General features: G+C 70.6%; 24 protein-coding genes. 16 read left to right on the plus strand and 8 right to left on the minus strand.

All coding sequences use genetic code 11. From position 1 onward, the window contains the following. Positions 1-15: 15 nt before the first annotated feature. From MFF26_RS11285 to MFF26_RS11315, 7 genes are all read left to right on the plus strand, one after another. A complete protein-coding gene (locus tag MFF26_RS11285) occupies positions 16-1,005 on the plus strand; it encodes a vWA domain-containing protein (protein WP_171015617.1) in 990 nt (329 codons plus the stop codon). Positions 1,006-1,008: 3 nt separating this feature from the next. Beyond that, positions 1,009-1,560 carry an SRPBCC family protein gene (locus MFF26_RS11290; protein WP_137831764.1) on the plus strand — a complete coding sequence of 184 codons (552 nt, stop codon included), beginning with the start codon at positions 1,009-1,011 and terminating at the stop codon, positions 1,558-1,560. Continuing rightward, the gene (locus MFF26_RS11295; protein ID WP_137831763.1) at positions 1,557-2,534 is read left to right on the plus strand and encodes a YncE family protein; all 978 of its coding nucleotides are present in this window, start codon (positions 1,557-1,559) and stop codon (positions 2,532-2,534) included. The genes MFF26_RS11290 and MFF26_RS11295 overlap by 4 nt, the downstream gene beginning before the upstream one ends. Next, positions 2,531-3,022: an MxaH protein gene (locus tag MFF26_RS11300; RefSeq protein WP_137831762.1), complete on the plus strand. Its 492-nt coding sequence runs from the start codon at positions 2,531-2,533 to the stop codon at positions 3,020-3,022. Before MFF26_RS11295 ends, MFF26_RS11300 begins: the two co-directional genes overlap by 4 nt. A 185-nt stretch (positions 3,023-3,207) precedes the next feature. Then, complete coding sequence (locus MFF26_RS11305; RefSeq protein WP_238308029.1) at positions 3,208-3,873, plus strand: response regulator transcription factor; 666 nt, start codon at positions 3,208-3,210, stop codon at positions 3,871-3,873. A gap of 167 nt (positions 3,874-4,040) precedes the next feature. After that, positions 4,041-4,589, plus strand: coding sequence for a hypothetical protein (locus MFF26_RS11310; protein WP_137831761.1), 549 nt, complete (start codon positions 4,041-4,043; stop codon positions 4,587-4,589). Positions 4,590-4,684: 95 nt separating this feature from the next. Further along, a complete protein-coding gene (locus MFF26_RS11315; RefSeq protein WP_137831765.1) occupies positions 4,685-5,917 on the plus strand; it encodes an MFS transporter in 1,233 nt (410 codons plus the stop codon). 200 nt (positions 5,918-6,117) lie between these two features. Here the strand turns inward: MFF26_RS11315 and MFF26_RS11320 are convergent, their stop codons facing one another. From MFF26_RS11320 to mdcA, 7 genes are all read right to left on the minus strand, one after another. Continuing rightward, entirely contained in the window at positions 6,118-7,035 is a 918-nt protein-coding gene (locus tag MFF26_RS11320) for an acyltransferase domain-containing protein (protein WP_137831760.1), read from the minus strand. After that, positions 7,032-7,889 carry a triphosphoribosyl-dephospho-CoA synthase MdcB gene (gene mdcB / locus MFF26_RS11325; RefSeq protein ID WP_238307993.1) on the minus strand — a complete coding sequence of 286 codons (858 nt, stop codon included), beginning with the start codon at positions 7,887-7,889 and terminating at the stop codon, positions 7,032-7,034. The genes MFF26_RS11320 and mdcB overlap by 4 nt, the downstream gene beginning before the upstream one ends. Continuing rightward, complete coding sequence (gene mdcG / locus MFF26_RS26570) at positions 7,886-8,872, minus strand: malonate decarboxylase holo-[acyl-carrier-protein] synthase (RefSeq protein ID WP_137831803.1); 987 nt, start codon at positions 8,870-8,872, stop codon at positions 7,886-7,888. The genes mdcB and mdcG overlap by 4 nt, the downstream gene beginning before the upstream one ends. Before the next feature lie 4 nt (positions 8,873-8,876). Further along, entirely contained in the window at positions 8,877-9,605 is a 729-nt protein-coding gene (gene mdcE, locus MFF26_RS11335) for a biotin-independent malonate decarboxylase subunit gamma (RefSeq protein WP_137831808.1), read from the minus strand. A gap of 1 nt (position 9,606) precedes the next feature. Next, positions 9,607-10,533, minus strand: coding sequence for a biotin-independent malonate decarboxylase subunit beta (locus MFF26_RS11340; protein ID WP_137831804.1), 927 nt, complete (start codon positions 10,531-10,533; stop codon positions 9,607-9,609). Position 10,534: 1 nt separating this feature from the next. Further along, positions 10,535-10,843, minus strand: a complete 309-nt coding sequence (gene mdcC, locus MFF26_RS11345; RefSeq protein ID WP_137831805.1) for a malonate decarboxylase acyl carrier protein — start codon at positions 10,841-10,843, stop codon at positions 10,535-10,537. A gap of 182 nt (positions 10,844-11,025) precedes the next feature. Continuing rightward, positions 11,026-12,672 (minus strand): malonate decarboxylase subunit alpha, encoded by a 1,647-nt coding sequence (gene mdcA / locus MFF26_RS11350; RefSeq protein ID WP_137831806.1) that lies wholly within the window; start codon positions 12,670-12,672, stop codon positions 11,026-11,028. Positions 12,673-12,823: 151 nt separating this feature from the next. Between mdcA and MFF26_RS11355 the strand changes: the two genes are divergently transcribed. The 7 genes from MFF26_RS11355 (at position 12,824) to MFF26_RS11385 (ending at position 19,334) form a co-directional block, all read left to right on the plus strand. Next, positions 12,824-13,507: a GntR family transcriptional regulator gene (locus tag MFF26_RS11355; RefSeq protein WP_137831807.1), complete on the plus strand. Its 684-nt coding sequence runs from the start codon at positions 12,824-12,826 to the stop codon at positions 13,505-13,507. A 349-nt stretch (positions 13,508-13,856) separates the two neighbouring features. Further along, complete coding sequence (locus tag MFF26_RS11360) at positions 13,857-15,509, plus strand: porin (protein ID WP_137828600.1); 1,653 nt, start codon at positions 13,857-13,859, stop codon at positions 15,507-15,509. A 195-nt stretch (positions 15,510-15,704) separates the two neighbouring features. Beyond that, complete coding sequence (locus tag MFF26_RS11365; protein ID WP_137828601.1) at positions 15,705-16,616, plus strand: amino acid ABC transporter substrate-binding protein; 912 nt, start codon at positions 15,705-15,707, stop codon at positions 16,614-16,616. 26 nt (positions 16,617-16,642) lie between these two features. Continuing rightward, the gene (locus tag MFF26_RS11370; protein WP_137828602.1) at positions 16,643-17,365 is read left to right on the plus strand and encodes an amino acid ABC transporter permease; all 723 of its coding nucleotides are present in this window, start codon (positions 16,643-16,645) and stop codon (positions 17,363-17,365) included. Next, on the plus strand, positions 17,366-18,058 hold the full coding sequence (locus MFF26_RS11375; protein WP_137828603.1) for an amino acid ABC transporter permease: 693 nt from the start codon (positions 17,366-17,368) through the stop codon (positions 18,056-18,058). Positions 18,059-18,203: 145 nt separating this feature from the next. Next, positions 18,204-18,932 (plus strand): amino acid ABC transporter ATP-binding protein, encoded by a 729-nt coding sequence (locus MFF26_RS11380; protein WP_137828699.1) that lies wholly within the window; start codon positions 18,204-18,206, stop codon positions 18,930-18,932. 171 nt (positions 18,933-19,103) lie between these two features. After that, positions 19,104-19,334 (plus strand): DUF6894 family protein, encoded by a 231-nt coding sequence (locus MFF26_RS11385; RefSeq protein WP_137828604.1) that lies wholly within the window; start codon positions 19,104-19,106, stop codon positions 19,332-19,334. Positions 19,335-19,408: 74 nt separating this feature from the next. On the opposite strand, the gene MFF26_RS11390 is transcribed toward MFF26_RS11385, so the two are convergent. After that, on the minus strand, positions 19,409-20,032 hold the full coding sequence (locus MFF26_RS11390; RefSeq protein ID WP_137828605.1) for a TetR/AcrR family transcriptional regulator: 624 nt from the start codon (positions 20,030-20,032) through the stop codon (positions 19,409-19,411). 179 nt (positions 20,033-20,211) lie between these two features. Between MFF26_RS11390 and MFF26_RS11395 the strand changes: the two genes are divergently transcribed. Continuing rightward, positions 20,212-21,360, plus strand: coding sequence for an efflux RND transporter periplasmic adaptor subunit (locus tag MFF26_RS11395; RefSeq protein ID WP_238307994.1), 1,149 nt, complete (start codon positions 20,212-20,214; stop codon positions 21,358-21,360). A gap of 38 nt (positions 21,361-21,398) precedes the next feature. Next, complete coding sequence (locus MFF26_RS11400; RefSeq protein ID WP_137828607.1) at positions 21,399-22,535, plus strand: efflux RND transporter periplasmic adaptor subunit; 1,137 nt, start codon at positions 21,399-21,401, stop codon at positions 22,533-22,535. The last annotated feature ends 57 nt before the right edge of the window (positions 22,536-22,592 follow it).

The following is a 22,592-nucleotide window of genomic DNA, read 5'->3' on the forward strand; positions in this document are numbered from 1 at the left end:
GAGACATCGCGGCCGATGAACCCGCTGCATCACCTGCCGCTCCGAAGGAACCTGCGCGACCGCCGCTTCCAGGCGCTCGCCGCCGCCCTCGCGCTCGCGCTCGCCGCCGCCCTCGCCGGACCCGTGGCGCTGATCCGATCGGGGGCCGCGGTGCTCGCGGTCGTCGACATCACCGGCAGCATGAACGTGCGCGACTACGCACTCGAAGGGAAACCGGCGAGTCGGCTCGACATCGCCAAGGCCGCCCTGCGCCGGATGGTGTCGGAACTGCCCTGCGGCTCGCGCCTCGCCCTCGCTCTGTTCACCGAGCGGCGTCCGTTCCTGCTGTTCGCGCCGATCGAGGTCTGCGCCGATTTCGCCCCCCTCGACGGCGCCCTGGCCGGCCTCGACTGGCGCATGGCCTGGGAGGGCGACAGCCGCGTCAGCGCCGGGCTGCACCGCGCCATCGCCATGGCGGGCGAACTCGACACCGACCTCCTCTTCATCACCGACGGGCAGGAGACGCCGCCGCTGCCCTCGACCGGTCTGCCCCCCTTCGACGGGCGGCCGGGCGCCGTGCGCGGCCTCATCGTCGGTGCCGGGGGATACGGGCTGTCGCCGATCCCGAAATACAACGACCGCGGTCGCGAAGCCGGCTTCTTCGGCGAAACCGACGTCAGCCAGGAGAACCGCTTCGGCCCCCCGCCGGCGGATGCGGAATCGCGCGAGGGCTACAATCCGCGCAACGCACCGTTCGGTGCCTCCGCGGCCAAGGGCACCGAGCACCTCTCGTCCGTACGCGAGCCGCATCTCAAGGCCCTCGCCGCCCAAACCGGACTCGCCTACGTCCATCTCGACGGGCCGGACGGCCTCGCCGCCGCGCTCGGCTCAGCCGCGACGCCCCGCCCGCTCCCCGGTCAGATCGACCCGCGGCCCCTTCTCGGCGGGCTCGCCCTGGCGCTGGCGCTGTCGGCCTTCCTGGCGGGCCTGGTTCCGGCCCGCTTCCTTCGCCCCAGCAGGATGTAACGCATGCGTCTCTCCCACCTCGCTCGTCCAGCGACCTTTGCTCTGGTGCTCGCCGCCACAATGGCGCTCGCCCACGGCCCGACCCCGCAGAAGGTGAATCAGTCGATCGCGATCAAGGCCAGCCCCGACGCGGTCTGGAAGGTCGCGGGCGATTTTGCCGGCATCGGCCGGTGGCACCCGGGCGTCGCCAAGGCCACGGGCGAGGGCGGCAACAAGGAGGGCGCCGGCCGCACCCTGACGCTGAAGACCGGCGGCACGCTGAAGGAGGGCTTGGACGAGTGGAAAGGGGAGGCGCGGAGCTATTCCTACCGCATGTCGGGAGAGCCGGATCTGAAGGCGCTGCCGGTCTCCTCCTACTCGGCCACCCTGACGGTCTCACCCGACGGCGACGGCGCCAAGGTCGAGTGGATGGGCCGGTTCTACCGCGGCGACACCGGCAACGAGCCGCCGGACACGCTCAGCGACGAGGCCGGCCGCGAGGCGATGAACCGCTTCTTCGCGGAAGGGCTCAAGGGCCTCAAGGCCGCCGCGGAGGGGGGCAAGGCCACGCAATGACCGGCCCGGCGCAGCTTCTCGTCGCGCTTCTTCTCCTCGGCGGCGGCGGGCCCGCCTGGGCCGGCACGGTCTGGGTCGTGAGCCAGCAGGGTGCCCGGCTGTCGCGGATCGAGGCGGGCGCCGGGACGGTCGCCGGTCCGACCGCCGTGTCGGCAGCCCCGGCCACGGTCGCGGCGGGCGGGGGACTCCTGTTCCTCAGCCATCCCGACGGGCACGCGATCACGGTGGCCGAGGCCGCGTCGGGCCGCGTGCTGCGGCGCCTGCCCTATGCCGGCCAAGTCTTCGGCCTCGCGGCCGCACCGGACGGCAGGACCGTGTTCGCCACCGACTGGTCGGGCCACCGGGTCGACCGGATCGCCGCCGCCGATGGCCGGGTCGAGGCTTCGGCCCCCACCGGGCGCGATCCGGCCCATCTCGTCCTCGACCGAGCCGGGCGCCTGTTCGTCGCCGACCGGGAGAGCCGGCAGGTCAGCGTGATCGATGCCGCCCGGATGGAGCGCGTCGCGACGATTCCCGTCGGCGAGGCACCCTTCGCCCTGGCGCTCGACCCGGCGGAAAGCCGCCTCTACGTCGGCAACGTGCGCAGCAACGATCTCACGGTGATCGACACCGCCGGGCTCAAATCGATCGCGACGGTGCCGGCGGGCGCCATGCCCTACGGCGTCGCCGTGAGCCCGGACGGGGCACGGGTGCTGGTGACCAACCAGGGGGCCGGGACCGTGACCGTGCTCGACGCGTCGTCCCTGACGATCGCGGCGACGGTCGGCGTCGGGCGCTATCCCGAGGGGATCGTGGCGACGGAGACAGGCCCAGGACCGAGGGCCTACGTGGCCAACTGGTTCTCCGACGACGTGACGGTGATCGACCTCGCCACGCTCCAGGCGGTCGCCCGGCTTCCCGTGGCCGAGGGGCCGCGCAGTCTCGTCACCGTCAAAGATGCCCCGGGACATCCGTCGGGGGAGGGCGGCCAATGAGGCGCGCTTTCCTCCTCACGACCTTGCTGCTCGCCGCCTGCGGCAGCGAGGAGCCCCGCGAGGAGAGCCAATCGGTGGTCGCCCGCACCGCCGAGGGCGACCTCCCCGGTTGGCTCACCCCGACCGACGGCACCGATCCGGCCCGCTGGCTCGCCGGCCGCGAAGCGGGGCATCCGCTCCCCGACGACGCCCCCGAGGTCGCGGCGATGCGCGCCTCGCTCAAGGCAGCCCGGACCGGCTTCGTCGAGGATCCGCGCATGATGGCCAACCGCACCGTTCAGCTCGGCCAGATGCTCGCCGAGATCGGCAAGACCGAATCCTATCGCAGCCTGATCGACGGCCTCGGCGGCATCGCGTTGCCGCGGGGACGCCACAAGAGCCTCTACGGCGAGATGGTTCAGCACTATTACAACGCCCGTGCCCAGGGGGCCGACCATGACGGCGCCCTGGCCCAGCTTGCCTCCCGCGAGAAGCCAGCCGCTCCGTGACCCTCCGCAAACCCGTCGCCGCCGCTCCCTCCTCCGAACCTGCCGCCCAGTTCGCTCCGATGGATGTCGCCCTCTCCGCCGCCCATGCCGCGATCCGCCCCGCCCTCGGGCCTGCCGCGCCGGCCGCCGTGACGGGTGCCCTCGGGCGTGCGGCCGCCAATACCGGCGATTCCGTCACCGGCCGTATCAACGCGGTGGCGGGCGAGCCCGATGCTCTGCTGATCGTCGACGACCATCCGATCGTGTTGAGCGGCCTGCGCCGGCTCGCCGAGACCGCCGGTTTCTCGACGGTCCACGAGGCAAGCGACGTCGTCTCGGCCTATCGGCTGTTCCACCGCCATCGGCCCGGCCTCGTCGTGGCCGATCTCAGCTTCGAGGGCAGCGGCTTGTCCGGCCTGTCGCTGATCCGCCGCATCAAGGCCCTGGAGCCGGAGGCGCGCATCCTCGCTTTCAGCATGCATGCCGATCCCGTCGTCGTCGCCCGCGCGCTGGAAGGCGGCGCCCTGGGTTTCGCGCTGAAGGATGCGGGCAGCGCGACGTTCCTGGAGGCGTTGGCGTCGGTGCGCGCCGGGCGCAGCTCGCTGCCGCACGCCCTCGCCACGGAAGTGGCGATGCTCGACCGCAGCGCACGGCCGGCGCCCCTCGCCACCCTGAGCGCCCGCGAATTGCAGATCCTCTCGCTGATGAGCCAGGGCAAGTCCTACGAGGCCATCGCCCGAGCCCTCTCGGTGAGCTACCGCACCATCGTCAATGCCAGCGCGACCATGCGGGCGAAGCTCGGCGTCGGCTCACGGGCTGGCCTGATCCAGATCGCCGTCGGCCAGCGGGCGGGCGGCGCGTTCTTCGACTGACGTTCCGTGGCCCGGCCGCGAGCGGCGATGAGCCGAGCCGGCGGTGCCCATCGATTCCGGATTTGCACCCGAGCGAGGGGTTATCCGCCGTCCCCTCTCGGCGGAGAATTGACGCCGGTCGTTATATGGGTGAGAGGAACACATTATAACAGAGGTTAATTTCTCCGATGATCGAAGGGGACATGCTCGCGGCCACGCTGACGGACATCCGTCGTCGCTTGGCCGATCTTCAGAGCCAGTCCGATCGGATCTCGGAGGAGTTGAGCAAGTTGCGTCTCGCCGAGCGCTCCTTGGCCGCCATCGTCGAGGGCACGCCCCCGAGTGAGCCCATCGCGGCGATGCCGCAGGGCGACTCGGGTGGCGGTGACGAGGCTCCCCGCGACGAGGCCCCCCGCGAGGCCCGAACCGGACGGGTGAGCCGCATTCCGCGCGCGAATTCCGCCAAGGGGCGCCTGAGAACGGTCCTGGAGAATGCGGGCCCGCAGGGTCTGTCGCAGGCCGAGATCGCCCGGCGCCTGCCCGACATCGCTCCGAACACCCTCGCCTCCTATCTCAGCATGATGGTGTCGAGCGGCGAGGCCCTGCGCAAGGGTGACTTCATCACCGCCCGTCCGGGTCCGCGCGCAAAGGCTCAGACCGAGTCGGACGCGCCGCAGGACGGCACCGTCGCGGACGAGGCTCCGACCCGGCGATCGAAACGCGCCAGAACGGCGTGAAGCCCGTCCCGCTTCAAGTAGGATCGGCCTCCGCCGGCACGGACACGGCCGGTGCGGCGTCCCGCAAGGCGGCGCGCCGGCTGCTGCCGTTCCTGATGCTGTGCTACTTCTGCGCCTATCTCGACCGGGTGAATGTGAGCTTCGCCGCGCTCACGATGAACCGCGACCTCGGCCTGTCGGCCTCCGCCTACGGCTTCGGCGCGGGGTTGTTCTTTCTCGGCTACGTCGCCTTCGAGATTCCGAGCAATCTGATCCTGGAGCGGGTGGGGGCGCGGCTCTGGATCGCGCGGATCATGGTGACGTGGTCGCTCATCTCGGGCGCCACCGCCTTCGTCACGGGCGAGACCACGTTCTCTCTCGCGCGCCTCGCACTGGGCTTGGCGGAAGCCGGGTTCTTCCCCGGCATCATTTTCTATCTCACCCTGTGGTTTCCCGCGGAGCAGCGGGGGCGGATCATCGGGACTTTCATGGTGGCGGTGCCGCTCTCGGCGGCGGTCGGCGGCCCGGTCTCGGGCCTGATCCTCACCGCGACCGACGGCGCGCTCGGGCTTGCCGGCTGGCAATGGCTCTACCTGATCGAGGCGGCGCCGAGCCTCGTCCTCGGCGTCTTGACGCTCACCGTGCTGACCGACCGGCCGGCGGATGCCGCATGGCTGACGCCGGCCGAGCGGACCGCGCTCGCGGCGCGCCTCGCCGCGGATGCGCGACCGGATGCGGCCGAGCCCCGGGAGCATCTGCGGGCATCGCGATTGTCAGCGCTGCGGCAGCCGCGCCTCTTGGGCTTGGCGCTGGTCTATTTCGGGCTCAGCACCGGGCTCTACGCCGTCGGCCTCTGGCTCCCGCAGATCGTCGCGGGATTCGGTCTCGCCCCCCTCGCCACCGGTCTCGTCAGCGCGCTGCCCTATTGCGCCGCCGCCGCCGTGATGGTGCCCTGGACCCGGCGCTCGGACGCGACCGGCGAACGGGCGTGGCATACCGGCGGACCGGCGATCTTGGCCGGGATCGCCCTCGTCGCGGCGAGCCAAGCACCGGGCCCTCTGGTCTCGATTCTGGCGCTCAGCGCGGCGAGCATGGGCGTGTTCGCCGCGCTTCCGACCTTCTGGACGTTGCCGACCACGCTTCTCGATGCCCGGGCGGCAGCCGGCGGCATCGCCCTCGTCAACGCGGTGGGCGGGCTCGGCGGCTTCGTCGGTCCCGCCCTGATGGGCTGGATCCGGGACGCGACCGGCCGGTTCGACCATGCCCTCGCCGCGGTGGGTCTGTTGCTCGTCGCCACCGGCCTCTTCGCGGCCCGGCTCGGGCGCGGGTTGAGGAAACCCGCAGCCTGAGGCGGCGCTCGGGCCGAGTGAAGCGCCCTGGGTTTCGGATCCAGGACGGTTCTCCAAGATCCGGTGCCGCATCGGCTTCGTTGAAGAGCCGGCCGATGCCTAGAGCATCGGCCCGAAAGGTGGGAGCCGGCTTTCGAAAAAAGCCGATGCGTCACAATAACCTAGAGCATCGTGCCGGATCCGATATCCGACACGATGCTCTAGCCGATCCAAGCGAGCAACCCGTCGGCCGTCCGAAAATCCTCCAGGGCATGGACCCGCGCATCCGGCAGGGCCGCGCGGGCCATGGTGGCGAGGGCGTGGCCGGGGCCGAGTTCGATCACGCGCTCGGCGCCGAACTCGCGGCAGGCGTCGAGGCAGGCGGCCCAGTCGATGGTCTGCGCGATCTGGCGCGCCAGCTTATCGAGGCCCCGCCCCGCGGCGAACACGGGCGCCCCGTCGAGGCCGCTCAGCAGGCGCGGCGCGCCGGGGGGCGGGCGCTGCAGGCTCTCCCCAGCGAGCGCGGCGGCGAACGCCTCGGCAGCGGCCGTGAGACGCGGCGTGTGCGAGGGCGTGTGCACCGGCAGCACCACGGCGCGCTGGGCGCCGGCGGCGAGGGCCTCCGCGCAGAGTGCGTCGAGGACGGCGCGCGGGCCGCCGACGACCCCGCTCTCCGGCGCGTTGCGGATGGCGAGATCGGCGCCATGGCGCTCCGCCAGGGTCCGGATCGTCTCGAGGGGCAGGCCGCGAATGCCCGCGAGGCCGAAGCCCTCGCCGGAGGCCGCATCCATCGCCTCGGCGCGGCGGGCGGAGAGGCGCAACACGGCCTCCGGCGCGAGACGCCCGGCGACGCCCCAGGCGGCGAGATCGCCGATGCTGTAGCCCGCCACGATCGAGCGCCCCGCGCGCGGCGCGATCACCGCCCAGGCGGCGAGCGCGGCGGTGCAGCACAGGATCTGCCCGGTGCGGTTCTCGTGCAGGCGCCCTCCGCCGGTCGCGGCGAGATCGCGCGGATCCTCGCCCCCGAGCAGCGGCCGGGCCGCCGCGAACACCGCCTGCGCCTCCGGACGCGCCTGCGTGAGGTCGAACATCGCCGGATGCTGGCCGCCCTGGCCGGAGAGGAGGAGCGCCAGGGTCACGCCGGACGCTCCAGCCGATCGACGAACAGGGTCATGGCCAGGAGGTCGGCGGCGCCGCCGGGGCTGAGGCGACGGGCGACGAAGGCGCGGTGCAAGGCCTCCGCGCGGGTCTTCCAATCGCCGCGGGCCACACCCCCGGCCTCGATGAAGGCGGCGGCTTCCGCGCGGGCGAAGCGAGCACCGGCCTCGCCGCCGCGATGGAGCAAATTGGTGTCGTCGAGCGCGGCGATGAGGGCCAGGCAGGCCTCGACCCGGGCGGCCTCGTCGTCGCCGGGCCGGACGCGACGCCCGCGGCGCAGGGCCGGCAGGCCGACGCGGTAGAGGGTCGGGAAGCCGGCGGCGGCTTCCGCCGGCGCTCCGCCGACGCCGTACCGGCGGCGCACCCGGGCACCGGGGGCGTGCAGGAGCACCGGCCCGTCGAGGATGGCGCGGGCGTGGCGGGTGCGCACATGGGCGCCGAGCGCCTCCGGGGTGAGGGGGTGCCCCGGCGCCCCGAGGGCTCCCGCCGCCGCGACCAGCAGGCCCAGGCCGAAGATCGCGCCGCGATGGGTGTTCACGCCGCCGGTCGCCCGTCGCATCGCGGCCTCCGCGTCGAGACCGATGCGGCGCAGGCCCTCCATGCCGACGCCCCGTGCTCCGGCCTGGGCGAGGGCGGCGAAATGCGGTTCGAGCGCCGCCGCGCTCGCCGCGAAGGTGGCGGCGTCCATGTCGGTGTGACTGCCGCTATCGACAGGGCTGACGAGACCCGGCTTCGGATAGGTGTCGAGTTCGAGCCGCAAGGCTTTAACCGCGAAGCGGGCGAGGGCGGCCGGGTCGCAGAGGGCGGGTTCGGGGTGGGCGGGGAGGGCGCTCATGGTGGCGTGCGCTCTGGCGAAGCGACCTCGCACAGAAGCGATGCTTCGATCTCTCCCATCCCCGCCCTCATCCTGAGGTGCTCCGCGAAGCGGAGCCCCGAAGGAGGGCTCCCGATGTCTCCGTGATCTCTGGAGCCCTCCTTCGAGGCTGCTTCGCAGCACCTCGGGATGAGGGGGTTTGATGGGACGAGCCCTTCGGGCAGGCTCGGAGACAGCCCCGCGGACCGCATCTCCAGCCGATCGCGATATTTGACCAGCACGGATCCGGCGCCGGCCCCATGCCACTCCCGCCACTGCACCCCACCGCCATCGGCCAGGACGATCTCCCCGTCGATGACCATCGGTGCCGCCGCAGCCAGGGTGGCGAGCGCATCGAGGAATGTGTCCGGCAGCAGTCCCGCGAGCGGCCAGAGCAAGTCGAGATCCGAGGTCGACGTGAGGTAGGGGAGGCCGGTCAGCGCCTGCCAGAGCAGGGCGCCGAAGGGGCGCGGGACGAGGCCGTGGCGGGCGCCGAGGGCGACCAGCGCGTCGAGGGTCGAGTGCCACGCAAGCGGGGCGGCGGTGCGGGCTTCGGCCAGACTCGGCGCCGGGCACGGGGCGAGAACGTCCACGGGCAGAAGGACACCGACGCGGCGCTTGCCGAGGGCCGGCGGCAGCGGCAGGCCGAGCGGCACCCGCGCCCGATCCTCGCCGGGCGAGAAGCGGCGCACGATCAACGGCCACCCGGCCTCGGCCCAACCGGCAAGGATCGGCACGCCCGCGAGATCGGGGCGATCGGCGAGGAGAGTGGCCCAAGCGGCGGGATCGACCCGGACGAGAGCGTGTCGACGAAGGCCCAGGACGTCGATCTGTTCCGCACCCTCATCCCGAGATGCGAAGCGAAGCGTCGCCTTGAAGGAGGGCTCCGGCCCATCGCGCGATCCCTGGAGGCCTCCTTCGAGGCTGCGTTGCGGCTCCTCAAGGTGAGGGTGCGAGTTGGACATGCGGTCAGGTACCGCGAGCCTGCGACACCACCCGCTCGGCGATGACCTGCGCCACCGGGCGCCCGCCGCGCTCGCGGCCGAGGCGGTCGCGGATATCCCCCGGAGGCAGATCGGCGATCAGCGCGCGCAGCTGCGCATCGAGGGGCTGCCCGGGGTCGAGCACGACGTGCACCGCCCCCGTCGCCACCATGTTATCGAGACCCGGCGCGAAGACGGGGGTCGAGGCCGCCATGGCCTCCAGTTTCTCCAGCGGCAGCTTGGTGACGCGGGCGACCGAGGGCAGATCCATCACGCTCGGATCCGCCCCCGGCAGGGCGGCGAGCACGCGGGTCGCGAGGGCCGTCGCGATGAAGGCGCCGGCCGCCGAGTGGCCGTAGATCAATCCCACGGTCGGGTGGCCGAGGTGATCGGCGAGCAGCAGCGCCTTCGCCAGATGCGCGAGACACTCGTTCAATCCCAGAAGTTCGTCGCGCCGGCTCATCCGCTGGCTGTCGGAATCGACCGCGACCAGGATCGGCGCCCGGGAACCCGAGCTTTCGCCGGCCTTCACCGCGTCGAGCACGGCGCGGGAGAGCATCAGCGCGCCCTCGACGCCGAGCGCGGTGTCGCCGTCGATCCCGACGACGACGAGGCGGCCGTCGCCGAACGGACCCTCTCCGGTGATCAGGCCCTCCGCCACCGTCACGGCATGGCCGGCGGGGAACAGGGCGGCGAGGATGGCGTCGAGCGGCATCTTAGCGGGCATCGTGCGAAGCCTCCGGCACGCCGGCCACCGTCTCGGCGAAGGCGGCATCGGTCATGGCGGGGACGGCGTCGGGGTCGTTGACCCCGAGCCGCACCCAGATCTCGGCTCCGTCCCGGCACGCACCGAAACGGGCGAGGCGCGCTTCGAGCCGCGCCTGCTCGGCCTCCAGCGTCGCCAGATCGAAGGCGGGCGCCCGGTCGATCAGGGCGAGGGCGGCCTGACGGAACGCCGCGACCGTGTCGGCGACATAGGCATCGGCGCCGCCGGTGAGGCGACGGTGCTTCCCGCCCATGGTGCGCCACACGAGGGCCCGGTCGCGGGAATCGAACTCCTCCGCGCCCTTGTTGGTCTCGATCACCTCGGGGCCCGAGACCGAGATGCGGCCCCCTTCCGAGACGGCGAGCCGGGCGCAGGTGCCGGCGATGAGGCCGCCGCCGCCATAGGCCCCGGCCCGCCCACCGATCAGGCCGATCACCGGAATCCCCGCGGCGCGGACCTCCGCGATCGCCCGCATCGCCTCGGCGATGGCGGTCTCGCCGGCATTGGCCTCCTGCAGCCGCACGCCGCCGGTGTCGAACAGGATCAGGACAGCCGCGGGCGTCACCGCCCCGGCGGCGCGCAACAGGCCGACGAGCTTGGCGCCGTGCACCTCGCCGAAGGCCCCGCCCATGAAGCGGCCCTCCTGCGCGGCGACCAGAACCGGCCTGCCGTCGAGGCGCCCCCGGCCGACGACGATGCCGTCGTCGAAGGCGCGCGGCAGCTCGAACAGCGGCAGGTGCGGACTCATCGCCCGTTCGGCCGGACCGACGAATTCCTGGAACGTGTCCGCGTCGAGAAAGGCGGCGACGCGCTGGCGGGCGGAGGCCTCGTACCAGCTCAGCCGCGTCGGGTCGGCAGAAGCCGAAGTCACGGCCATCTCAGTCCTCCATCAGGCGCACGCCCTGGAGCAGGCGCAGGGACACGGTGTCGGGGCGGGCGCCGCCGTCGTTGACGCTGATGCGCAGCCCCCCCGGCTGGGCACGGGCGACGAAATCGGCCACCACCGCCTCCCAGACGTCGCCGTAACCGTTGATCGCGGTCTCGATCGCGATCTCGCAGGCATCCGGCGCCAGGACGCGCTCCAGCAACACTTCGAGATTGCCCGAGGCCACGACGCCGATGATCGCCTCGCGCTTCGTGCCGGGAAGGGCCTTCTGGGTCGTGTGGCGGAAGGTCAGGGATTCCATCGGGGCTCCGAGAGAACGTTGTTCGATCCGAACAGATCACCTCATCCTGAGGTGCGTAGCCAAAGGCGGAGCCTCGAAGGAGGACTCCAGTGCGCTCGACGATCCCTGGAGCCCTCCTTCGAGGCCGCTTCGCGGCACCTCAGGATGAGGGGGGAGGGTGGGGCCAGGGGTGGCATGAGGGCTCACCAGTTCCGGAACTTCGCGGGCGGCTCGTAGAGGCCGCCCGACCAGTGAACCAAGTCCTTGATCGAGCGCGCGGCGAGCAGCGAACGGTCGGCGTCGAGCGGCGAGATGCCGAGATCCTCCGGCCGCCGGATCACGCCGCGGGCGCGCAGCGCCTCGACCTTGGCCCGATCGCGGCCCCGGCCGATCTCGGTGTAACCGGCGATGCCGCGGATCGCCTGCTCGCGCTCGTCGGCGTCGCGGCAGAGAAGAAGGTTGGCGATACCCTCTTCCGTGACGATGTGGGTCACGTCGTCGGCGTAGATCATGACGGGGGCGAGTTCGAGACCGGTCTTGCGCGCCAGCTCCATCGCGTCGAGCCGCTCGACGAAGGTCGGCACCAATCCCTCGCCGAAGGTCTCGACGAGCTGCACCACGAGTTTGCGCCCGCGCATCAGCGCCGGATCGCCCACGATCTGCGCCTCCCGCCCGGCCTTCATCCAGGTCTCGGACGGGTGGCGGCGCCCGTGCGGGTCCGAGCCCATGTTCGGCGCACCGCCGAAGCCCGCCACCCGCGACTGGGTCACGGTGGAGGAATGGCCCATCAGGTCGATCTGCAGCGTCGCGCCGATGAACATGTCGCAGGCATAGAGCCCGGCCGTCTGGCAGAAGGCGCGGTTCGAGCGCAGGGACCCGTCGGAGCCCGTGAAGAACACGTCGGGCCGCTCGCGGATGTAGCGGTCCATGCCGACTTCCGAACCGAAGCAGTGAACCTGCGTCACCCAGCCCGACTCGATCGCCGGGATCAGGGTCGGATGCGGGTTGAGCGCCCAATGGGTCGCGATCTGACCCTTGAGCCCCAAACGCTCGCCATAGGTCGGCAACAGCAGCTCGATCGCCGCCGTGCCGAAGCCGATGCCGTGATTGAGGCGGCGCACGCCGTACTCGGCATAGATGCCCTTGATCGCCATCATGGCGATGAGGATCTGCGTCTCCGTCATCGCCGCCGGATCGCGGGTGAAGAGCGGCTCGACGTAGAACGGCCTGTCGGCCTCCACCACGAAATCGATGCGGTCGCCGGGGATGTCGACCCGGGGCACCCGTTCGACGATCTCGTTGACCTGGGCGATGACGAGCCCGTTCTTGAAATGGGTCGCCTCGACGACGGTGGGCGTGTCCTCGGTGTTGGGGCCGGTATAGAGGTTGCCGTCGCGGTCCGCCGAGACGCCCGCGATCAGCGCGACATGCGGCGTCAGATCGACGAAGTAGCGGGCGAAGAGCTCGAGATAGGTGTGCACCGCGCCGAGCGCGATCTGGCCGCCGTAGAGCATGCGGGCGATGCGCGCCCCTTGCGGGCCCGAATACGAGTAGTCGAGGCGGCGCGCCACGCCGGTCTCGAACACATCGAGATGCTCGGGCAGCACGATGCCCGACTGGACCATGTGCAGATCGTGGATACGGGCCGGGTCACAGGCCGCCAGGCCGCGGGCGAGACAATCGGCCTGCTTCTGGTTGTCGCCCTCCAGGCAGACCCGATCGCCGGGGCGCAGAACCGCTTCGAGCAGGTCGGTGACGGATCCGGCCGCGACGACCTTGCCGTCGGCGAAGGCTCGGCCCGCCTCAAGGCGCGCATCCCGCGCCGCCCGCTCGTTCCGCCACGCCACCATCGGCCTCGCCTCGCGTATACAAAACCGGCGACGATTGCCCTTTTTGGGGTTGATCACCGTGATCGACCGTCAAACTGTATCTCGTGTTGCGGCCTGTCAATCACCATGCATACTGAATGCGAAACAGAATGCGCCCGGCGGAGGGATGTGCATGGACGCGGGGGAGGGTGCGGAAGCGCGCGGTCTGATCTCGGATCGCATCCGCACGGCTTTGGCCGACGCCATCACGGGCGGCATCCTGTCCGCCGGTACGGCGCTCGACGAGCAGGAACTCGCCGACCGCTTCGGCGCCTCGCGCACCCCCGTGCGGGAAGCCCTGCGCCAACTCGCCTTCGCCGGCCTCGTCGAGCTGCGCCCGCGCCGGGGCGGCGTGGTGGCTCGCACGACGCCCGAACGCATCGCCGAGATGTTCGAGACGACCGCCGAGATCGAGGCGATGTGCGCCCGGCTCGCGACCTACCGGATCACGCCGCTGGAGCGCAGCCGCCTGATCGACCTGCACGAGGCCTCCGCCGCGATGGTCGCGGCGGGGGATGTCGAGGCCTATGACGGGTTCAACCGCGCCTTCCACGAGACGCTCTACGCGGCAACCCATAACGGCTTCCTCGCCGAACAGGCCCTCGCCATCCGCGAGCGGCTCGCCGCGTTCCGCCGCACGCAGCTGCGCCAGCCGAACCGCATCGACGCGTCGCGCGCCGAGCATGGCGCGATCCTCGCGGCCATGGCCGAGGGCGACGGTGAGGCCGCCGCCCGGCGGATGCGGGCGCATATGCTCAACGCTTCGAGCGCGCTCGGGCGTTACATCGCCGGGCAGGGCGAGCCGCGGGACGGCTAGATGAGAGCGTGCCGCTCCTGCATCTGCACGACCCAGCCGATCGTCTCATCCCGGACATCGCCCTGAGACGGCCCAACCCACCGCGATGCCGGCAAAAAAGTCACACCAATGTTTTGGCACCTGTGGACGGCAAGACGAGGCTTGTCTTCGTCAATCGCTGCATACACGCTCCCATCATTGAATCGTATTTTAGCCCTGCATCGACAGCAAACATCTTGCACTTTCGCTGTGCAGATATCCCCTGGATCGCTCGAATGCCGTGCAAGCCGGTGGATCGGGCAGCCGGGTACGCTGTGGCACGGGCGCGCTCGGGGCGGCGGGGATGCCGAACCCGAATGGGGGCGGGCGGATGGGCCGGATCGCGAAGTCGCTTCTCTCGGGCACGGCGCTGCTCGCCGTCGTCGCCCCCCCGGCGCGGGCCGCCGACCTACCGGTGAAGCAGGCGGTTCCGATCGAGTATGTCCGCGTCTGCACCGCCTACGGCGCGGGCTTCTTCTATATTCCCGGCACCGATACCTGCCTGCGGGTCTCGGGCCGGGCCCGCTTCGAGGCGGGCTACATCCCGGTCCAGAACCGCAACAACAGCGGCGGTGACCTGTCGCAATATCGCGGGCTGATGCGCATGAACTTCGATGCGCGCACCCAGACCGGTTACGGTTCGCTCCGGGCCTTCCTGCGCGTGGAGGCGGCGAGCCGCACCGGCGTCTTCATGGCCTCGGGCACGCAGCAGCGCATCGGCAACGCGTTCCCGGCGGTCGGCCAGGATCAGCTCGGCCGGGTCCAGAACTTCATCGTCACCGACAAGGCTTTCGTCCAGTTCGCCGGGCTGACGGCGGGCCGCGCCTCCTCGTTCTTCGACTTCTACGCCCACGATTACGAGCTGATCGGCTCAACCGCCGGCTCCGACGTCCCCTCGACCAATCTCCTCGCCTTCACCAAGACCTTCGGCGAGGGCTGGTCCGCGACCCTGTCGATGGAAGATCCGAACTTTCGCAAGAACCCGTTCTACGCCGCCTCGTTCAGCGCCCCCGCGACGGGGCCCGGCCAGAGCGGCGTGAACAACGTCTTCAACACGGCCCCGAGCCCGGTGATCCTCGGCACCAATGCCGACGGCACCGCCAACACCGTCGTCTTCGTCGACACGGTCCAGCGCTCGCGCATGCCCGACTTCGTGGGCGCCCTGCGCTACGACGCGCCCTGGGGCTCGGCCCAGCTCTCGGCGGCGGTCAAGGACGTGAATATCGGCGGCTTCATCGCCAATTCCGCCGTCTCGACCCTGACGCCGGTGGCGGGGGCCGCCGGGCCGGTCGGCCCGGGCACCGCCGCGGCACTGCTGGCAGCCCGCAACCTGCGCTCCGGCGCGCAGACGGAGTATGGCTGGGCGGTGCAGGGCGGCCTCAAGCTCAACATGCCGTGGATCGCCCCCGGCGACGGTCTCTACCTGCAGGGCGCCTACGGCGAGGGCGCGCTGATCTATACCGGCTTCTCGATCTTCACCGGCACCTATGCCAGCCAGCTCACCCCCGTGCAGGGCGCGCCGTTCGCGCACGTGCTCGCCGACGCGGTGGTCAACCCGCTCACCGGCCGGATCGATCTCTCGAAGAGCTTCACCGCCACCGCGTCCTTCCTCCATTACTGGACGCCCGAATGGCGCTCGGCCTTCTTCGGCAGCTACGGCGAGGTCAGCTTCCCGCGCGGCACCCGCGAAGCGTTCAGCCTCGTCAACAACCTCGTCGGAACCTCGGCCCCGCCGACCGGCGCGGGCTTCGCGGTGAGCCCGATCCTGCGGGACAATTATCAGATCATCGCCGGGACGAGCCTGATCTGGTCGCCGGTGAAGGACCTCGATATCGGCATCGAAGGCACCTACATCGGCACCGGTCCGCTGAGCGGCCGCATCACCGATTCGACCCGCCCCGTCACGGTGAACGGATTGCCGGCCTTCACCGAGAAGCGCTACGACACGACGCAGATCCGCATGCGGGTCCAGCGCGATTTCTGATCGGCCCGGTCGGCTCCGAAATGTCGGCCGCCCTCTCCAATCTCACACATCTGTCGCCATCAACCGTGGACGGCACACGCCTTGCCAAGGCACCGGCGCCGGTCGACGGATGACAAGTCCAGCGGCCGGCCTCACTATGGGTTTCATTGATGACATCCGGCCGCCATCGGCCGTCCACGGAAGAAGGTCCGCCGCATGCGCCTGAGAGACGCGTTCCTCCTCGCCGCCGTTGCCGCCCTGGCCTCGGGCGCGCCCGCGCGGGGGCAGGAGCTGACCGGCACACTCAAGAAGGTGAAGGATGCGGGCGCGATCACCATCGGCTATCGCGATTCCTCGGTGCCCTTCTCCTATCTCGACGGCAACCAGAAGCCGGTGGGTTACGCCTACGAGATCTGCCTCAAGGTCGCCGATGCGGTGAAGGCCCACCTGAAGCTCGACAAGATGGAGGTGAAGCTCAATCCCGTGACCTCGGCGACGCGCATTCCGCTGATCGCCAACGGCACGATCGACCTCGAATGCGGCTCGACCACCAACAACCCCGACCGGCAGAAGCAGGCCGCCTTCACCAACACCCACTTCCTCACCGCGACGCGGTTCGTCGCCAAGAAGGACAAGGGGCTCGACAAGACCGACGACCTGAAGGGCCGCACCGTGGTCTCGACCTCGGGCACCACCAACATCCGCCAGATCAACGAGATCAACACCGCCCGCTCCCTCGGGATGAAGATCCTCCCGGCCAAGGACCACGCGGAGGCCTTCCTGATGGTCGAGACCGGGCGCGCCGACGCCTTCGTGATGGACGACGTGCTGCTCGCCTCGCTCGTGGCCGGCTCCAAGACGCCGGACGCCTACACGATTTCCTCCGAGGCCCAGTCGAAGCCCGAGCCCTACGGCATCATGCTGCGCAAGGACGACGCCCCGTTCAAGGCCGTGGTCGATGAGGCGACCGCCGCGCTCTACAAGAGCCCGGAGGGCAAGGCGCTCTACGAGAAATGGTTCACCCAGGCGATCCCGCCGCGGGGCATCAACCTCAAGCTTCCGATGAGCGAAGCCATGCAGAAGGCCTTCGCCAACCCGAGCGACAGCCCGGACCCGGCCGCCTATTGAGGCGTCGGGCGGGGGGCTGAAGCGCGATGAACTACACCTGGAACTGGGGCATCTTCCTCGAGCCCTCGCCCGAGGGCGTCGGCACCTATGCCGACATGCTGCTCTCCGGCCTCGGCTGGACGGTGGCCACGGCGCTCTCGTCCTGGGTGATCGCCTTCACCCTCGGCTCGGTGATCGGCGTGCTGCGCACCCTGCCTTCCAAGGCGGCCAACGCCGTCGGCACGGCCTATGTCGAGCTGTTCCGCAACGTGCCGCTGCTGGTGCAGATGTTCCTGTGGTATTTCGTGCTGCCGGAAGTCCTGCCGGTCGGCCTCGGCACGGCGGTCAAGCAAATGCCCGACGCGCCGTTCTACACGGCGGTCCTGTGCCTCGGCTTCTTCACCGCCTCGCGGGTGGCCGAACAGGTGCGGGCGGGCATCCAGTCGCTGCCACGGGGGCAGCGCATGGCGGGCACGGCGCTCGGCTTCACCACGGCGCAGACCTATCGCCACGTGCTTCTGCCCAATGCCTACCGCATCATCCTGCCCCCGCTCACCTCCGAATTCCTGAACAATCTCAAGAACACCTCGGTGGCGCTCACCATCGGCCTCCTCGAACTGACGGCCCGCGCCCGCTCGATGCAGGAATTCTCGTTCCAGGTGTTCGAGGCCTTCACCGCCGCCACGATCCTCTACGTGCTGATCAACCTCGTGGTGATCCTGGGCGCGACCCTCTTGGAGCGGTTCGTCGCCGTGCCGGGGGGGCGGTAGATGTTCGCGAATTTCGACTTCTCGGTCATCGCCGCGTCGCTGCCCTACCTATTCGGACAGGGTATGGTGTTCACCGTGACCCTGACGGCGCTGGCGGCAAGCGGCGGCATCGTGTTCGGCACCGCGCTCGCGATGATGCGCCTGTCGGGCATTCCCGGCGTCACGCATGCGGCCAAGCTCTATGTCGAGCTGATGCGCTCGCTGCCGCTGGTGCTCGTCATCTTCTGGTTCTACTTCCTCGTGCCCTATATCGGCGCCTGGGTGACGGGCTCCACCACGCCGATCCAGGTCGGTGCCTTCGCCTCCGCGCTCGTCACCTTCACGCTGTTCGAGGCAGCCTATTTCGCCGAGATCATGCGGGCGGGCATCCAATCGATTTCCAAGGGGCAGACCGCCGCGGCGTCCGCGCTCGGCATGAGCTACTGGCAGACGATGCGGCTGGTGGTGCTGCCGCAGGCACTGCGCAACATGCTGCCGCTGCTGCTGACCCAGACCATCGTGCTGTTCCAGGACACCTCGCTCGTCTACGTCCTCTCGCTGACCGACTTCCTGGGCGCGGCGTCGAAGGTCGCGCAGCGCGACGGGCGCCTCGTCGAGATGTACCTGTTCGCGGCCGTCGTCTACTTCGCCGTCTGCTTCACGGCTTCGCTCCTGGTGCGCCGCCTGCAGGCCCGCGTCGCCATCATCCGCTGAGGTGAGTGCAACGATGACCTCGACTTCGATGCCGGCACCCACGACCGGAACACAGGCGGCCTCCGCGAGCGAGGCGCCCGCCGATGAGGGCCTGCGCGCCGGTCCGCTCGTGACACCTCCGCCCGCCACCGCGACCGGTCAGCCGATGATCGCCATCGACCGGGTGTCGAAATGGTACGGCGAGTTCCGCGTGCTCACCGACTGCTCCACGAGCGTGGCCCGCGGCGAGGTGGTGGTGGTCTGCGGACCTTCGGGCTCGGGCAAGTCGACGCTGATCAAGTGCGTGAACGCCCTGGAGCCGTTTCAGGAGGGACAGATCACCGTCGACGGCACCCGGGTGAAGGAGCGGGGCACCAACCTGCCGAAGCTGCGCGCGCGGGTCGGCATGGTGTTCCAGCATTTCGAGCTGTTCCCGCACCTGTCGATCACCGACAATCTCACCATCGCTCAGCGCAAGGTGCTCGGGCGGCCCGGCGCGGAGGCGAGGAAGCGCGGCCTCGACCTGCTCGACCGCGTCGGCCTGTCCGCCCATGCGCAGAAATATCCGGGCCAGCTGTCGGGCGGGCAGCAGCAGCGGGTGGCGATTGCCCGGGCGCTCGCCATGAATCCGGTGGTGATGCTGTTCGACGAGCCGACCTCGGCGCTCGACCCCGAGATGGTCGGCGAGGTGCTCGACGTGATGGTGGAACTCGCCCGCGACGGCATGACCATGATGGTCGTCACCCACGAGATGGGATTTGCCCGCAAGGTCGCCGACCGGGTCATCTTCATGGATCGCGGCGAGATCGTCGAGGACGCCACCAAGGATGCCTTCTTCGGCCAACCGCGGAGCGAGCGGGCCCAGCAATTCCTGTCGAAGATCCTCGCCCACTGAGAGCGGTGCGACCGGGGCGCCCCTCGCCATCGCAAACTCGATTGCATACAACATTCATAAATATTCCGTCCGATACCGTACCAATCCTTCCGATATGCGTTCATTTTGGGCGCATGCGGCGCCGATCGAAGGAAGCCGGCGCCGAACATTCGTTAAGAAGTTTTCAGACCGATGCCGCGCTTCTTTTTCGATATCCACGATGGTGCGGACCTGCGCGACGAGGTGGGCCGTGAGATCAGTGAGCCCCTCGCGCTGCGCCGCGAGGCGTTGCGGGTGATGACCACGCTGATGGCGGCAGAGGCCGAGGACAGCCAGGATTGCGCGTTGACGCTCAGCGTGCGCAACGAGAACGGCGATTGCGTCATGACGATTCGCCTGGTGTGCCAGATCGATGATCGGTGAGGGATGGCCTTCCGCTCGGATGCTGCAGCCCGGGGCCACCGCCGCCGTAACCTGAGGGGGCCCGGCCCGATGCCTCAGGATGACCGGGCGGGCGCATCGCGTCCCGGCCCGCCGACGGTGGAACGATCAAGGGGTGGTCCGGCGTCCAGCGCGCAAGCGGCGCGCTCCAGCGCGCCGAACAATTCTTCGGCCTGCGCGCCGCCGAGATCGTGAAAGCCCAGTGTGCGGCCCATGACGAGGCCGAGAATCGCGAAGAACAGCATCGCGCCCGCGCCCGGCGGCTCCGCGTCCGCCAGCCGCTCCAACCGCTCCGCGACGAAGGCGCGGTAGCCCGCGAGCGCTTCCGGATTCTCGGCCGCGGCGATCAGGAGGGCGCGTGAGAAATCGTCGTCCTCGCAATAGGCCTCGCGCAGATGCGCCACCATGGCGAGCGCCAGTCCGGACGGCCCCGGCTGCGACAGCGCCTCGCAGGCGGCGATGCCCTCGCGCAGCTCGGCGAGCTTGCGGGCGACGAGGGCCAGGATCAGTGCGTCCTTCGAGGCGTAATGGTGCAGCACGCCGCCCTTGCTGAGCCCCGCCTGGGCCGCCACGGCGTCGATGGTGAGCGCCCGCCCGCCGCCCCGGCGCAGAACCGCGCCGGCCGCGTCGAGGATCGTCTCCGCCCGGTCGTCGCGGCGACTGCGCGTCCTCTCCCCCATCGCTCCCTCGAACCCATGTCTCGGAGCATCGCCCCCGCATGCTGGCGATCGCCGGCTCGATGCTCAATAAAAACCGTCTGGACGGTCGGTAAGATACACGGTAAGCCTGCGCCGCGATAGCGTCCTGTCCCGCCCGTCCCCGCGACGCCGCCGGGACCGGCGCTCGGAAGGCTCTGCCGATGTCTCCTAACGCATCTCTTCTGGTTTCCGTTCGACGCGCGCTTCCGGTCCTCGTCCTCCTGCTTGCATCGCCGGAAGCGCATGCCGTGGGGGAGGCTCGGGAAACGGGTGCGAGCGAGGATCCGACCGTGGCCCTGGTCCGGATCGTGTCGGCGCAGAAGAGCCAAGTCGCGACCGACGTGGCCCTGACCGGCGACATCCAGGCTCAGGCCCAGACCAACGTCGCGTTCCGGACCAACGGCAAGGTCTCCGAGCGGCGGGTGGAGGTCGGCGACCATGTCGCCGCCGATCAGGTGCTCGCCGTGCTGGAGCCGCTGGTGCAGCGGGCCAATCTCGACAATGCCCGCGCCGCCCTGGTCTCGGCGGAGGCGCAGCTGACCCAGGCCCGGGTGACCTTCGACCGCCAGAAGCAACTCCTGGCCGGCGGCTACACCACCCGGCCGAGCTACGACAATGCCGAGCAGCAGCTGCGCACGAGCCAGGCCGCGGTCGATTCGGCCAAGGCCGCCCTCGGCACGGCGGAGGAGCAGCTCTCGTATATGGAGCTGCGCGCGGGCGTCGCCGGCATCGTGCTGAGCCGCACCTTCGAGGTCGGGCAGGTGGTGCAGGCCGGGCAGGCCGTGATGGTGCTGGCCCAGGACGGACCGCGCGACGCGGTGTTCAACGTCTATGAGGCGCTCACTGCCCACCCGCCGGACGAGAAGGCGATCGAGGTCATCCTACAATCGGATCCGACGGTGACCGCGATCGGGCGGGTGCGGGAGATCTCGCCGACCGTCGATCCGCAGAGCGGCACGGTGCGGGTCAAGATGGGCCTCGTGTCCACGCCCCCGGCGATGACCCTCGGCGCCGTGGTGATCGGGCGCGGGCGCTTCGCCGCGCGCGACGCCGTGGTGCTGCCCTGGTCGGCCCTCTACCGCTTCGACAACCGGCCCGCGGTCTGGATCTACGATCCGGCCACGGCGGCGGTCTCGGTGCGCCCGGTGGAGATCGAGCGCTACGGCGGCGCCGATATCGTGCTCAAGACCGGCGTCGAGCCGGGCGAATCGGTGGTGGTCGCCGGGATCCAATTCCTGCGCCCCGGCCAGCGCGTCGCGGTGGCGCCACCGGCGACCGCGGCCTCTGCCGGCGGGGAGGGCGGACGATGACGCGCGGGCCTCTCTTCCCAACATCGTCGGCGGCGATCATGCCCCCCGTCCCGAGGCCGCGTGCGAGCGTCGAACTGTCACGCGGAACGGCGCGCTTCGCCTCGCTCGCCCTTCTGCCTCTCGCCCTCGCCGCCTGCCAGCCCTCGCAGGAGGAGCCCGGCCCGCCGCCGGTGCGGCCGGTGCTGACGGCCCTCGCCGAACCCACCGAGAGCGTTCTCTTCGGGCCCTTCGCCGGCACGGTGGAGCCGCGCTACCAATCGCAGCTCGGCTTCCAGATCGGCGGGCGGGTAGTGGCGCGCGACGTGACCGTCGGGGACGTGGTGAAGAAGGGGCAGCGCTTGGCCGCCCTCGACCCGATCGTCTCGCGCTTCGACCTGACGCGGGCGGAGGCCGAACTCGCCGATGCCCAGGCCCAGTCCGAGAACGCCGCCGCCACCGAGGCCCGTACCCGACGCCTGACGGAGGGCGGCAACGTCACCCAGGCGCAGCTCGACGCGGCCGTGGCCCGGCGCGACACGGCCCAGGCGCGCTTGGCCCAGGCCAGCGCCAGCCTCCAGAAGGCCCGCGACCAGATCGGCTATACCGAGCTGCACGCGGATTTCGACGGCGTCGTCACGCAGCGCCTCGCCGAGATCGGCCAAGTCGTGAGCCCGGGGCAGGGGATCGTCACCCTGGCCCGCCCCGAGACCCGCGAGGCCGTGGTCGATATTCCCGAAACGCTGGTCGGGGCCATGCCGCAGGACGGCGTGTTCACGGTCGCGCTTCAATCCGCACCGGAGGTGACCGCCCGCGGCCGGGTGCGCGAGATCGCGCCCTTCGCCGATACCGGAACCCGCACCCGGCGCATCCGCATGACGCTGGAACATCCGGGCCCGGCCTTCCGGCTCGGCGCCACCATCACGGTGTCCCTGATCCGCCCGACCGCCCGCCGCTTCCTCCTGCCCGCCACCGCGCTCTTGGACGCCGATGGGCGCCGCTCGGTCTGGATCGTGTCGGAGGCGGCGGGCGGCCAGCGGCAGGTGACGCGCCGCGACGTGACGCTCGCCGCCGAGCCCGATGGAGGGCCCCGCATCGCCGTGGGCGGCGGACTGCAACCCGGCGAGCGGATCGTCGTCGCCGGCGTCCGCTCCCTGAGCGACGGGCAATCCGTCCGCCTGCCCGACGAACCGCGCTAGGGGCGGCCCAGCCCCTTAGGCCCCTTGCCAGGCGGCTCTGTTCGACGAACCGGCCCC

Source organism: Methylorubrum suomiense, assembly GCF_022179765.1.
In the GTDB taxonomy this organism is placed as follows: domain Bacteria; phylum Pseudomonadota; class Alphaproteobacteria; order Rhizobiales; family Beijerinckiaceae; genus Methylobacterium; species Methylobacterium suomiense.